The following is a 13,762-nucleotide window of genomic DNA, read 5'->3' as shown; positions in this document are numbered from 1 at the left end:
CTTGCAGCACCCCGATTCCATTCTTTGAATTTTCGCTAATAAAAAAACAATCCTGCAAAAGTTTCTGCAAACATGAGTGACAAATAAAAAATTATGCTCTATACTTCGCACCCTTCAGCTGTTGGTAGACGCCAACACGTTTGACTGAGTAAGCGAATGTTGCGGGTGCTTAGCTCAGTTGGTAGAGCGGCGCCCTTACAAGGCGTAGGTCGGCGGTTCGACCCCGTCAGCACCCACCAATCAGTCAAACAGCAAGTTGAAACAGTCTAGTAGTTGGAGTGGTAGTTCAGTTGGTTAGAATACCGGCCTGTCACGCCGGGGGTCGCGGGTTCGAGTCCCGTCCGCTCCGCCAAAATAAGAAAATGCCCGCGCAAGCGGGCATTTTTGTTTTCAGCTTATCATTCGGCGCAGCCGATACTCTGTGCAGTGGAGTGAGCCGCCTGCGGAACGTAGGCGAGCCCCTGCCCCATAAAGAAGCACTCTCAACTCTTCAAATCAATAAGTCTTGTAAGCGAGATACTTTCCGCTCATGACGATGCGTACACGATCGCCATTCGGATCTTTCTCTCTATCCATATCCATCTTGAAGTCAATCGCGCTCATGATGCCGTCGCCGAATTCTTCATGGATCAATTCCTTGAAAGTGGTGCCGTAGACGCTCACCAACTCATAGAAACGATAAATCAGCGGATCAGTTGGTACTGCGGTCGGTAAAGAACCTTTGTACGGCACAACCATCAGCCACTTTTTTTCTTCATCGGTCAGATCAAAAATACCAGCCAGGACATCAGCCTGTTTAGCATCCAGCGTCATTTGGCCGAGACAAGCCGCCGTGACCCATTCTTTACTCAAGCCAACCTTGGCTGCGACGTCAGACCATTTCAAACCTTTGGCAACTTTGCCGGTGATGATTTTTTCAGTAACGTCCAGACGATTCATACTTCACTCCTTGGGTTGAGATAGCTGCAATGTGACACTCGATAGACTGCCCGCCTTAGCTAAGCAAGCTTCGTGCGCACTAACATGGCAGATGTGAAGTCTTGGTATTACAGCAAGACGACATGCGCCATGCACCTCTCAGGCTTTTCCACTTCTGGTAACATACGAACCCGGTACACAAAGGCTCGTTGCCCCGCATATCCTTTACCCATGCGCCCACCGCAACGAGAAAGCACGATGACAGACTTCAAACGCGAACCTATTCCCCTCCCCAGCAAACCCGGCAAGGTCTTGCTGCACTCTTGCTGTGCGCCTTGCTCAGGTGAAGTAATGGAAGCCATGCTGGCGAGTGGTATCGAATACACGATCTTCTTTTACAACCCGAACATCCATCCGGAAAAAGAATATCTGCTGCGCAAGGAAGAGAACATCCGTTTTGCAGAAAAGCACAACGTGCCTTTCATCGATGCCGATTACGACACCGACAACTGGTTCGAACGCGCCAAGGGTATGGAAAACGAACCGGAACGCGGCGTGCGCTGCACGATGTGCTTCGACATGCGTTTCGAGCGCACTGCGCTGTACGCACATGAACATGGTTTCCCTGTCATCTCCAGCTCGCTCGGTATCTCGCGCTGGAAAGACATGAATCAAATCAATGATTGCGGTGTACGCGCAGCGGCCAAATATCCAGACATGCTGTACTGGGAATACAACTGGCGCAAAAAAGGCGGCTCCGCACGCATGATCGAAATCTCCAAACGCGAGAATTTCTATCAGCAGGAATATTGCGGCTGCGTCTATTCACTGCGCGACACAAATAAGCATCGTCGCGAAAGCGGTCGTGAGCGCATTGCAATGGGTGTGCAGTTCTACGGCAAAGCGGCAGAAACTCTGGCGACGGAAGACGACGCAAACAAATAATGTGGCCGGCGTCGGACGACGCTTCTTCCCGCAAGACCAGCAACAGATACACAATAAAAAAGCCAACCCTTGCGGTTGGCTTTTTTATTTTCTCCGGCCTTCGTTTCAAAGCATGGCCATCTACTTACCGACTACATCGTCAGAATTCTTCCCATTCTGCACCAGCCGGCACTGGCTTCACCGCACGTGGCACACGCGCAAACTCCTTATCGTCTATCTTTTGCTGCGTCGTCTTTATTTTTTGCAATACTGGTTTTCCTTTTACTTTGGGCTGCGCTTCTACAGCATATTTAGGTGCTGCCTGCGTTAGCGCCAAGGAATTGCTATCCAGTTTAAACACGCCCACCACTTGCGATAAGTTTTGCGCCTGATCTTGCAGCGCTTCCGCGGCAGCAGCGGCTTCTTCCACCAAGGCTGCGTTTTGCTGCGTAACCTGATCCATCTGCATCACCGCCTGATTGATTTGCTCTATGCCGTCCGTTTGTTCCTGGCTGGCGGCGGTGATCTCACTCATGATGTCGGTGACACGCTTCACGCTTTCGACTACTTCTCGCATCGTTGCACCTGCATCATCAACCAGGCGAGAACCGATACTGACCTTGTCGACTGAGTCGCCGATCAACTCCTTAATCTCTTTCGCGGCACTGGCAGAACGTTGCGCCAACGTGCGCACCTCGGAAGCCACCACTGCAAAACCACGGCCTTGCTCGCCAGCGCGCGCTGCTTCGACCGCAGCATTCAATGCCAAGATGTTGGTCTGGAATGCGATACCGTCTATCACGCCGATGATGTCGACAATCTTCTTCGCTGAGTCATTGATTGCGCCCATCGTATCAACCACTTGCGCCACGACTTCGCCACCGCGCACCGCCACTTCAGAAGCGGAGAGCGCCAATTGATTGGATTGACGCGCATTATCGGCATTCTGCTTGACCGTGCTGGTCAGCTCTTCCATCGACGATGCGGTTTCTTCCAAAGAGCTGGCTTGCTGTTCTGTACGCGACGATAAATCCAGATTGCCGGTCGCAATCTGATGCGAAGCCGAGGCAATCGCATCCGTTCCTAAGCGCACTTGCGTGACGATCTTCAGCAAGCCGCCGTTCATGTCCTTCAGCGCTTGCAGCAATTGTCCTGTTTCATCCTTGGAGTGCACCACGATGTCGCCGGTCAGATCGCCGTCGGCCACTTTGCGTGCGAGCAACACAGCACGGCTCAAAGGACGTGTAATGCTACGCGTTGCGAGGAAGGCAAAGAGGCCCGCGATCAACACTGCAATGGCAGAAAAAATCCCGATCAGCAATTGTGTCTGGCTGGCTTTGGCATTGGCCTCTGCACCAGATTTTTTCATCAATTCATTTTGATAATCGATCAGCTTATCGATGGAAGTGAGGTATTTCAGTTGGGCTGGACGCACTTCAGCAAACAGCAGCGTGAGTGCTTCTTCCTTCACGCCTGCCGATGCCAATTTGACGAACTCATCTTTCAAAGGGGTGAATTTACCTCGATCAGTCTGTAGTGCCGCAATCGTCTGTCGACCATTTTCGGAACGAATGCTTTTCTCTAACTGAGCTAGTGCGTTGTTAAGGGAATCGGAAGCTTTGCCGATTCCATCCAATTCGGCCTTGATATGGGACTCATTCGTCATCAGCAATGCATTGCGCATATTGCGTGCGATTTGATTGAGGTCATCCTTCATCGTATTGGCGAGGACTGTTTTGGGATATCGATCGCCGTCTACCTCTGCAATCGCATCGTTCAAACCGCCAATACGGGTAAACGCAAGGGTCGCGAGGAGCACCAGCAAAAGAACTATGCTGCCGAAACTCAAAAGTAAACGCTGCCCAATTTTTAGGTTTTTCATTTTCATCTCTCTCATAAACAAGGTGGATAACAAACGCTTTCCGGACTTATTTCATGACACAAGAAACAGACTGCAAACCTTTTATGACAAAAATCTTACCACCGTGAAACAAGAAAAAAGCTGACGAATCCTCTCAATCACACGCGTCCATGCCGCGCCAAATGAGACTGCGGCGACAGAAAAACAAGAATAGGTTTTTAACAAAAGGTTAAATGTGTGGCGCTAGACCGGAGTATGCGCACACATCAAAATGGAGATTTGCTCAGGAGTGAAAGGGAATAAATCTTCGGGATTGTTTCAAAAATGCACCAAAATGCAGCATTTTTTCCACAACCCGATCGCCCAGCGGAGATGAACCATTATCAGAAAGGCTAGTTTTCCCGGAATAACTCGCCCTGAGTAACAGTATCTTCCAGCGGCAATGTGCCTTTTTTCGCCAAGGTACCGACGCGCACACCCAGCAAACGGAACGCCTGGCTCAACGAAATACGCTTCAGGCATTCGCCGGCGGCCTGCCGGATCGCGCTCGCGTCATCGGTATACGTCGGCAGCGTCAAATCGCGGGTGACGCTTTTAAAATCGGCAAAGCGCAACTTGATACCCACCGTGCGGCCGACATAACCCTTGCGCTCCAGATCGCCAGCCACGCGTACACACAACTGGGTAAAGATAATACCGAGCGCTTCACGATCCCGTTTGGCGTGTAGATCTTTTTCAAACGTGGTTTCGCGGCTGATCGACTTCGGCTCGGAATAAGTAACGATAGGACGATCATCGATGCCGTGCGACACCCGACCCAACCAATCGGCATACGAACGGCCGAAATGCGCATGCAGCACGGCTGGATCTGCATGCGCCAATTCTTCTATGGTGTTCAAGCCCAATGCCGCCAGCTTTTCTGCCGCACGTGGGCCGACGCCGTTGATCTTGCGCGCAGGCAAAGGCCAGATGCGCGTCGCAATATCGGCCTGTGTCAGTATGGTCAAACCGTTCGGCTTCTCAAGATCGGAGCAAATCTTCGCCAACAACTTGTTAGGTGCGATGCCTATCGAACAGGACAAACCTGTCGCCGCAACGACTGCATCCTTGATGCGCTGCGCGACGATGGCAATATCCTCAGTCTGGTCGTTAAGATCCAGATAGATTTCATCAATGCCACGATCTTCCATCTTCGGCGCAATCGCGCTGACTGCGGTTTTGAACAATTTTGAATAATGACGATACGCCGTAAAGTCCGTCGGCAACAGGATCGCATCCGGCGCCAGCTTCGCGACCTTCATCAAACCCATACCAGAAAACACACCTAGCGCACGCGCCTCATAAGTCGAGGTCGTCACCACACCGCGCCCAGCATAATCACGCAAGCGCGAATACTTGCGTGTGCCATCGGCCTGCAATACCGGTTGATGTGCGGAGCCTGCACCGATCACGACAGCCTGACCGCGTAATTCGGGATAACGCAGTAACTCAACGGAAGCGTAAAAGGCATCCATATCAAGATGAGCGATATGGCTTTGCTGACTACTCATGAACAATTTGATGGATGAAACAAGATGCTGAGCAGCATATCATTTACTGTACAAATACACAGTAAATTACTAAGGGATTTTTACTCAAAGAACTGCAGAGGCGAGAATGGCGAAGCACATGCCTGGAACATCACTCCAGCATCAAATATGGGCCGCAAATAAAACAAGGCGAAAGCACCTGCGCGCTCTCGCCTTTTAGGCATCAGTCAAATCAGAAAATTATCTGGTCGGTGCTGGGGTGATGCAGGGTGTTCCGCCGCTGGCTTCAATACGTCGTTTAACCAATGGATCAGCGGTGTAATTCAAGCGCGATTGATCAATATATCTTGGATCGTTAGGATCAGATGGTGCCTGCGCAGCTGGCACGACGATAGCACCTGGACATATTTGGGCCTGCTGGGCTGCTGCAAATTGCGAAAACATGGCTACTGCCGTGCCAGCGAGAATTGTACGTAGTTTTATCATGGCAAGTCCTTTGCTGAATAATAAGGAGGCGAACATTGCATACGCCCAAGAAGTGCCTGACCGATTACATCAATCGGCGATGCACGTCTTCTTACTGACCGCCATTATTGTTGGAAGTTCATCTTTTATATACTGGCAATGCCGCATGGCAATTCTTGCTACGTGAGAACTGACACAATGTTGGCACCATCAACGCGCGCCCAACCACCATAAACCTATCGCCGCAATCGACAACACAGACGCAATACCGGACAATAGCGACAAACGCCTGTAACGCTGCTCATTGGCAATCACACCCTGCTCCAGCGTGATTACCATTTGCTGCAATTGCTCGGCCAATTCCTTGATGTGCACCGCATTATGCGAGGCAACTTCTTGCAGTTCCGTAATTTGTTGCTGCAACAATGCTTCTTCCGTTGCGGCATTCGCATCAACCTTGCGGCTTTGGAAAACCGGCAAGGTCGCGGAGATGATCGTGCCCACATGCGGCAAGATCGCTTTTACCGCGGGCAGTAGCCATGTATACATAAGTGATTCCTCGCTTGATTGAGAGTGATGTAGCACCGCACAAACGGCAGCTGATTGCAGACCATTTAAACAGATTCGCTTGCGCATCACAAATGACGGCGCATTTCCATTTCATCACCATCAAGTTTTAAGTTATATTGCAACGACCCTTGTCTTCGCCTGATAAGCGCAGATAAACAACATCAATTTTAAAAATGACCACACCGCACATGCTCGACCCAAACGCATTACTCAAGCCATTGAATGGCTACATCGTAGAAGACCTGACCAACGCCGACATCGCAGCCACCGGCGCGATTGCCGCATCGATTCTGGGCGACCTTGCTGCACCTGTATTGAAGATGTTGTCCGTTGCGGGCGATTCCGCTGACGACATCTCGCTGGAATTTTTCCCTGACCCGGATGATGAAAGCACACCCGGCACATTGATCTTCTGGCCAACCACACGCACCAGTCTGAACAGCGCTTACGACGATGCCTATCAAGCGGAATATTCGTTGCGCCTGGCAGTTTTTCTGTCGGAAAGAGATGATTCGGATGTGATCTATCCAGCAGGCTTCAGCATGGTGTTGCGACTGAATGAAAGCGCATGCGAACTGGTGAAGGATTTACCACCAGCCGTATTCGAACGTTTGGAATTTCAGATGAAGGGCAGCCCTTTGCCGGGCGGTTTTGAATTCCTGGATGACAGCGAGCACATTCCGGTATTGCCGAATATGCGCCGTCAATTCCTGAAAGCCATCACCCGCGCACATTCCGTTACTGCGAAAAAACGCAGCAAGGAATTTGAAGCAGTGATGGCGCATTACATTTGGGACAACACCGAACCGAAGGCACATTTTGAAGCTGTGCTGTCGACACTGGCTACGCTATTCGTCGCGATACACCATCAATCGAAGCTGTAATAACAGCTTCATCAAATAATATGTCCGACGCTTATCTATTTATTTAATCGTCGGACATATTCACAAACAGTTCTTCCACCTTGGCCCGCGCCCATGACGTTTTACGCAAAAACGTCAAACTAGATTTGATGCTCGGATCGATATTGAAGCATTTGATATCTATGCGCTGACCCAGCTCTTCCCAACCGTAATGCGCAACCAAGGCCAGCAGGATTTTCTCCAGACTCTGGCCGTGTAGTGGATCATTCTTTTGCTGCTCGCTCATCGGGTTCTTTCAGCTTGATCGCTCAAACCAGTTTCTTTTCCTGTACCAATACCCACGGCCGCGCGACCACCGTCCATAACAAGGCATCGGCTTCCAGCCAGATGCTGGCTTGCGCATCGCTCACTTTGGCGATCTGACCCGCATTCAGCCAGTGCTCAACTGCGGCTTTGTCATCTATCGTGAAACGCGCTGCGACTTCGACCAAATCCAGCTCATCGGCAACAACGATCACCAAACCACCGGCGAAATAACGTAGCAATTCCTCCCACGCGATCTGCGAGGTTTCCATATTCAATTTGGCATGCAACAGTTGCTGCTCTTCGCTCAATCCACTCATAGCTTCTATCTGTATAAAGTTCTAATAAAAATAATCCACGCATGCGCGCATCAATAATGCGGCGGTCTCTCGTTCGCCGAATTTTGCTCATTGCCACCGCTAACGACATCCTTCAAGCGGCGCGCCAAGGCAACGCACAATGCTTCCAGCTCATCGATTTTCTTTTGCTGCTGATACACCATATGATTCAGCGCATCGACCAGATCTTCCTGGCGAGCAATCTTGATTTCAATATTGACGATGCGATCTTCGTCCATGATGTGAGTTTCCCAATAATAAAGTGAACGGCAACACATCACGTATCAGCATCACGCTGACATCTTGTGTTTGTGTATGGCTTCGCGACGAAAATTCCGCGACGCCGCATGATAAAAAGGTCGCGGGCAAAATTGCCGCGAAACGAACGATGCTGCCAAAGTAGTTGCCAGCAACAATAAAGTAACGTCCTGGCTGCGTGTCATTTCCATCACGATCACACTGGCCGTAATCGGCGCTTGCGTTGCTGCCGCCAAAAAAGCTGCCATAGACAATAAAGCAACCAATCGCCCGTCGATGACACCCGGCAGTACCTGGGCGATATTGTCACCGATACCGGCACCAATCGCCAGCGATGGCGTAAAGATTCCGCCTGGAATGCCAGCGAAGTAAGAAAGTATCGTCGCGCCAAATTTTGCCAAACCAAAGACCATGCTATCGACCGGATGGCCATTGAGCAAAGCCGCCGTCTGTTCGTAACCCGTGCCATACGTCGATCCATGCGCCAGCAAACCCAGCAAGGCCACCAACAAACCGCACACGCCCGCCAGCAAAATCGGATGACGCTCGGTCCAGCTGCGTCGATTAGCCGGCAACCACGCAGCCGGTCCAGCCAGCAACATTTTGCCAAACAAGCCACCCAATACGCCATTGACCAAAGCACACACCACCACGATGATCCACGATGCATTCAGTGCCAATATCGATTCATGAATCTGGAAGTAAGAGTTATTGCCGAACACCGATAAAGCAATAAAACCCGCACACAACACCGCCGACATCACGAGGCGATCCCAGCGCACTGTGCTGCCGCGACCCAGCTCTTCTATCGCAAACACCACACCAGCTAGCGGCGTATTAAATGCCGCCGCCAAGCCACCCGCGGCACCGGCAGCAATCAAGGCTTCCGGCCGGAAGCCGACCGCAAAGCGCGGACGCTTTTGCCACCAGCGTCCCCACGCCAACATCACGGCGGCGCCGACTTGTACGGATGGTCCTTCACGTCCTATCGATGCACCGACCAGCAAACCGGCGGCAGTCAGTACGACTTTCCACATCGATTGCGGCAGCGATACCAAAGTGTTTTGCGCCGGCCCGGCCGGTATCGACATCGCCGCGATCACTTGCGGAATGCCGCTACCGCGCGCCTGCGGTGCAACGCGTATCGTCATCCAGCGTATGCCGGCAAATCCTATCGGCAACATCAACAGCGCGCTCCACCAATACGCATGTGTGATCTGACGATTCAGGCTGAGCATTTCTTCCGCCAGCCAGGCAAACGCCAAAGAACACACTGCGACGCAAGCAGCACCGCCAAGAAAAACCGCGATACGAAACGAGTAACGCGATACGCGCATCGTATGGCGCGCATGCCTTTTCATGACTTGGAATGTGGAAGGATTAGACATGGCTCAACTCACTTGGGAAAATGAAAGGCTCTGTAGAAAAAACGATGTCGGGTATGCATCGCATGATGAAGGGCCGACGCGCAGCAAGCAAGGAGTTTGAAGCTGTGCATGATCCGTGCCATCGAACACTGTGCTGCAGCAAACCATCGTTCGCAAACAGCGTCGTTGTTTATGCCACTTTCGGCTTCTGCAGCAATGCCTTCAGGTTTGCCAAACGGCTTTGCGGTGTGATGACTTCATCTTCCGTTGGCACGGCATCGCCTTCATCCAGTTTCATTTCCTTGATAAAGCGCGAGATATCGCAATGCACATGTTCGCGCGCACGCTTGCGCTTCTTGCACCAACTCACATGCAATGAGCGTTGCGCACGCGTGATGCCGACGTACATCAGACGACGTTCTTCTTCTATGCGTGCACCCAGCGTTTCGATAGGTGCATCGGGATCGCCCTTGTGCGGCAAGATGCCCTCTTCCACACCGACTAAAAATACGTGCGGGAATTCCAAACCCTTAGATGCGTGCAAGGTCGACATACGCACGGCATCCGGCTCTTCATCCTTGCCTTCCAGCATGGACATCAACGCTACCATTTGCGTCAGATCGAGCAGACTTCTTTCAGGATCGTTGCCGTCCTTGCCGCCGCTGCCTTTTTCTTTCAGCCAGGTTGTGAAATCGATGACGTTCTGCCACTTCGACTGCGCTTGTCTATCGTCGAAGTTATCGTACAGATAGCCTTCGTAATTGATCTCTTTCATCATGTCGTCGAGCAGCGTGCTGGCTTCGGTCTCGCGATGCGCATGTCGTTCGAGATTGTTGATGAAGGTGCAGAACTCGCGCAATGGTGTCAGCTGTCTATCGGCCAGCTTCGATTCCAGACCGCCTTTGAACACCGCTTCGAAGAGCGAACATTGCCATTGACCGGCGAATGCACCCAGCGTTTCCAGCGTTGATTGGCCAACGCCGCGCTTAGGCGTCGTGACGGCACGGATGAAAGCAGGATCGTCATCTTCATTCGCGATCAAACGCAGGTAACTGATGATGTCCTTGATCTCGGCGCGATCGAAGAAACTCTGACCACCAGAGATCGTGTACGGAATGCGCTCCTTGCGCAGCGCCTGCTCAATCACGCGTGACTGATGATTGCCGCGATACAGAATTGCGTAATCGGAGAACTTGGCGCGGCGCTCGAAGCGATGCGCAGACAACATGATCGCGATCTGTTCCGCTTCCTGATCGTCATCCTGCATGCCCATGACTTTGATCGGATCGCCCAGGCCGTGATCGGACCACAGGGTTTTTTCAAACAGTTTTGGATTGTTGGCGATGACCGAGTTCGCTGCTTGCAGTATGCGTGTGCTGGAACGGTAATTCTGTTCAAGCTTGACGATCTTCAGATCGGGGAAATCGACTTCCAGCTGCTTCAGGTTTTCTATCGTCGCGCCACGCCAGGCATAAATCGCCTGATCGTCGTCGCCCACTGCGGTGAACATCGGTTTCTTGCCTATGCCGGTGACCAGCATTTTGACCAGTTCGTACTGACAGGTATTCGTGTCCTGATACTCATCGACCAGCAGATAACGCAGACGTCGCTGCCATTTGTCGCGCACCGCTTCATTGGTGCGGAATAGTTCGACTGGCAGGCGGATCAGATCGTCGAAATCGACCGCCTGATACGCAGACAAGGTCGCGACGTAACTGCGATAGATGCGCGCGGCTTGCGCCTCGTCTTCATCCTTGGCTTGATTCAATGCGGTATCGGGATCGATCAGGCCGTTTTTCCACAGCGACATTGCGGTCTGGATGCGCCGTATCAATTGCTTGTCAGTCGTGACCGCCAAATCCTGCACCAGTGAAAAACAATCGTCGCTGTCCATGATGGAGAAGCGATCTTTCAAGCCGAGTTCTTTCGCTTCCTGACGCAGAATTTTGACACCCAGCGAATGGAAGGTACTGACCGTCAATTGCTTGGCCTTCTTCGGCTCTTTCAGCAATTTGGCGATACGTTCCTGCATCTCCAGCGCGGCTTTATTGGTAAAGGTCAGCGCTGCAATATTCTTGGCTTCGTAGCCATGCTCTTCAATCAGACTCGCGATCTTGGTGGTAATCACGCGCGTCTTGCCCGAACCGGCACCAGCCAGCACCAGGCATGGCCCGTCCATGTAATGGATGGCTTCGCGCTGAGGCGCGTTCAAACCGTGCGTGGAAGAATTCGGGGAAGAGGACATCAGAAAACCAGAAAAGAAAGCCAGCCATTGTATCAGCGTGCGACCGGCCTCAGCCTCTATTGCAGCAACCGTGCAATATCAACAACTTAACCGATATTCACGCGTCCAGATGGATATGCCACATCCGCGCCACGCGGGTTAGCCAGCGTGAATGCCAGTGTTAGCGGGCCGACACGACCTATCAACATCAGCACCATCACTATCCACTGCCCATCCACCGATAACGTCGGCGTAATGCCGCGCGACAAGCCTGTAGTCGATGCAGCAGAAACCACCTCAAAGGCAAGATCGAGAAAACTGCCATGTTCCGTCAGCATCAATAGAAAAGTCCCGGTCATCACAAAAAACAAGGCAATGATGGTGATCGCCAACGCACGCAAGGTCATGCTCGCGTCTATGCTGCGCCCGAACAGAATCGGATTATGTTGCTGACGCAAAAATGCGCGTGTTGCCACCAGCAGAATAATGAATGTAGTCAGTTTGATACCGCCACCGGTAGAACCGCTACCCGCACCGATAAACATCAAGGTCATGATGAAAAAAGCGGTTGCCGGCGTCAACATCGAAGTATCCATTGTGGTGAAACCCGACGAACGCGGTGCCACCGCCTGAAACCAGCTCGCCCATAACTTCGTGCCTATGCCATGCAAGCCACCCAAGGTATCCGGATTGCCATACTCCAATGCGAACAGCACCAGCATTGCCAGTAAATTGATCGCCACCGTACCGACCAACATCAATTTGGTATGCAGGGCAAATTCGCGGAAGCGACGTTTAGCGCGCAAATCCGCAATCACGGCAAAACCGATACCACCGGAAATAAACAGGAAAGAGATCACAATATTGATCAGCGGATTGCCAACATAAGCCGCGAGACTATGTTGATCCAGTCCGAAACCCGCATTATTGAAAGCCGATACCGCATGGAAGAAGCTATAGAACAAACCCTGCGACCAACCCATCTGCGGCACCCACTGTATCGCCAGCAAGAGCGTACCGAGCAATTCCATCACCACGATAAAGCCGAACAACACGCGCAACAAACCCTGCATATCAATGCGGCCGCTTTGATTGAATGAATCCTGCAAGGCAGCACGATCACGCAAGGTCAAACGACCACTGGTCAAATGGATGATCAACACACCAAACGTCAGCAAGCCGATACCGCCCAGTTGTATCAAACCAAGCAAGACCCATAAACCGAACTGTGTGAAGTGACTACCGACATCGACCACCGACAAACCGGTAATCGTCGAAGCCGATACCGCCGTAAACAAAGCCTGCATCCACGAAGTCGGCGCATTGCTGGCCATCGGCAATTTCAACAGAATCGCGCCCACCAGCGACAAGCCGATGAAGGACAGGATCAAGGCCTGAGGCGGCGTCAGGTGTAGAACTTTTCTTTTGACCTGCCGGTAAAAAAACGGCGGTCGGAAGCCGCGTCTCATAGATAAGGGGAAATATTGCGCAAGTTATCCAGCGTACCAACCATCACCAGTTGGTCACCCAGACGGAAAATGTAATCGGCAGCAACTGGCGCAATCACTTCACGCTGATGCTTGACCAGCAGCAACTGCACGCCACGTTGACCCAACGTCAGTGACGCCACGGTTTTATCGGCAAGCTTGTCGGAAGCGCGCACTTCCACTGTAAACAAATCGTGTCCCAGACTGATGTAATCCAGCACTTCCGGATACATCATCGCGTGCGCCAGGCGCAAACCCATTTCATGCTCGGGATGCACGATGTGATCGGCACCCAGTTTATGCAGGATGCGATGATGATTATGATTGAGTGCCTTGGCCCAGACTTCCGGCTTCGGCATGTTCTTGACGGTGAGCGTCACCAAGATGTTCGCTTCCAAATCTTCACCGATGGCGACCACCACCGCGTCACTGTCATGCACACCCAGATCGCGCAGCGTATCCTCATTGCGCGCATCTGCCACCACTGCCTGCGTGATATCGTCGGCAATCGCATTCACATGTTCCGGATCGAGATCGATGCCGAGTACATCATTGCCCAAGCGAGCCAGTTCGCGAGCGACGGTGGAGCCGAACGCCCCTAATCCGATAACAGTAAATGTACGTTTCATGATGGAAGCTCAGCGAGAAGATAATG

Annotated in this window: 14 protein-coding genes and 2 tRNA genes; 4 read left to right on the top strand and 12 right to left on the bottom strand. The window is 51.9% G+C overall.

Going from position 1 to position 13,762, the window contains the following annotated elements; translation table 11 throughout:
- Positions 1–163: 163 nt before the first annotated feature.
- Positions 164–239, top strand: a tRNA-Val gene (locus AC07N2_RS04650).
- Positions 240–275: 36 nt separating this feature from the next.
- A tRNA-Asp gene (locus AC07N2_RS04645) sits at positions 276–352 on the top strand.
- A gap of 143 nt (positions 353–495) precedes the next feature.
- Here AC07N2_RS04645 and cynS read toward each other — a convergent pair.
- On the bottom strand, positions 496–939 hold the full coding sequence (gene cynS, locus AC07N2_RS04640; protein WP_076592871.1) for a cyanase: 444 nt from the start codon (positions 937–939) through the stop codon (positions 496–498).
- Between the two features lie 237 nt (positions 940–1,176).
- Here cynS and AC07N2_RS04635 point away from each other — a divergent pair, with 237 nt between their 5' ends.
- Positions 1,177–1,863 (top strand): epoxyqueuosine reductase QueH, encoded by a 687-nt coding sequence (locus AC07N2_RS04635; RefSeq protein WP_076592870.1) that lies wholly within the window; start codon positions 1,177–1,179, stop codon positions 1,861–1,863.
- 139 nt (positions 1,864–2,002) lie between these two features.
- Here AC07N2_RS04635 and AC07N2_RS04630 read toward each other — a convergent pair whose 3' ends face one another.
- From AC07N2_RS04630 to AC07N2_RS04615, 4 genes are all read right to left on the bottom strand, one after another.
- Entirely contained in the window at positions 2,003–3,724 is a 1,722-nt protein-coding gene (locus AC07N2_RS04630) for a methyl-accepting chemotaxis protein (RefSeq protein ID WP_494777218.1), read from the bottom strand.
- 371 nt (positions 3,725–4,095) lie between these two features.
- Positions 4,096–5,253 carry a DNA polymerase IV gene (gene dinB / locus AC07N2_RS04625; RefSeq protein ID WP_494777217.1) on the bottom strand — a complete coding sequence of 386 codons (1,158 nt, stop codon included), beginning with the start codon at positions 5,251–5,253 and terminating at the stop codon, positions 4,096–4,098.
- Positions 5,254–5,472: 219 nt separating this feature from the next.
- A complete protein-coding gene (locus AC07N2_RS04620; RefSeq protein ID WP_494777216.1) occupies positions 5,473–5,718 on the bottom strand; it encodes a hypothetical protein in 246 nt (81 codons plus the stop codon).
- A 189-nt stretch (positions 5,719–5,907) separates the two neighbouring features.
- Entirely contained in the window at positions 5,908–6,246 is a 339-nt protein-coding gene (locus AC07N2_RS04615) for a hypothetical protein (protein WP_494777214.1), read from the bottom strand.
- A gap of 194 nt (positions 6,247–6,440) precedes the next feature.
- Here AC07N2_RS04615 and AC07N2_RS04610 point away from each other — a divergent pair, with 194 nt between their 5' ends.
- Positions 6,441–7,151, top strand: a complete 711-nt coding sequence (locus AC07N2_RS04610; protein WP_076592867.1) for a hypothetical protein — start codon at positions 6,441–6,443, stop codon at positions 7,149–7,151.
- Positions 7,152–7,194: 43 nt separating this feature from the next.
- Here AC07N2_RS04610 and AC07N2_RS04605 read toward each other — a convergent pair whose 3' ends face one another.
- The 7 genes from AC07N2_RS04605 to AC07N2_RS04575 form a co-directional block, all read right to left on the bottom strand.
- Entirely contained in the window at positions 7,195–7,416 is a 222-nt protein-coding gene (locus AC07N2_RS04605; protein WP_494777213.1) for a VF530 family protein, read from the bottom strand.
- Between the two features lie 22 nt (positions 7,417–7,438).
- On the bottom strand, positions 7,439–7,753 hold the full coding sequence (locus AC07N2_RS04600) for a DUF2288 domain-containing protein (RefSeq protein WP_494777212.1): 315 nt from the start codon (positions 7,751–7,753) through the stop codon (positions 7,439–7,441).
- Positions 7,754–7,803: 50 nt separating this feature from the next.
- Positions 7,804–8,010, bottom strand: coding sequence for a SlyX family protein (locus AC07N2_RS04595; protein ID WP_494777211.1), 207 nt, complete (start codon positions 8,008–8,010; stop codon positions 7,804–7,806).
- 51 nt (positions 8,011–8,061) lie between these two features.
- Positions 8,062–9,417: a chloride channel protein gene (locus AC07N2_RS04590; protein ID WP_494777210.1), complete on the bottom strand. Its 1,356-nt coding sequence runs from the start codon at positions 9,415–9,417 to the stop codon at positions 8,062–8,064.
- 169 nt (positions 9,418–9,586) lie between these two features.
- On the bottom strand, positions 9,587–11,641 hold the full coding sequence (locus AC07N2_RS04585) for a UvrD-helicase domain-containing protein (RefSeq protein ID WP_494777209.1): 2,055 nt from the start codon (positions 11,639–11,641) through the stop codon (positions 9,587–9,589).
- A gap of 86 nt (positions 11,642–11,727) precedes the next feature.
- Entirely contained in the window at positions 11,728–13,011 is a 1,284-nt protein-coding gene (locus AC07N2_RS04580; RefSeq protein WP_494777208.1) for a TrkH family potassium uptake protein, read from the bottom strand.
- Positions 13,012–13,085: 74 nt separating this feature from the next.
- The gene (locus AC07N2_RS04575; RefSeq protein ID WP_494777207.1) at positions 13,086–13,736 is read right to left on the bottom strand and encodes a potassium channel family protein; all 651 of its coding nucleotides are present in this window, start codon (positions 13,734–13,736) and stop codon (positions 13,086–13,088) included.
- Positions 13,737–13,762: the final 26 nt, after the last annotated feature.

The sequence above is a fragment of the Herminiimonas sp. GW821-FHT09C12 genome (assembly GCF_059416385.1).
This window is presented reverse-complemented; position numbering and strand designations above follow the sequence as displayed.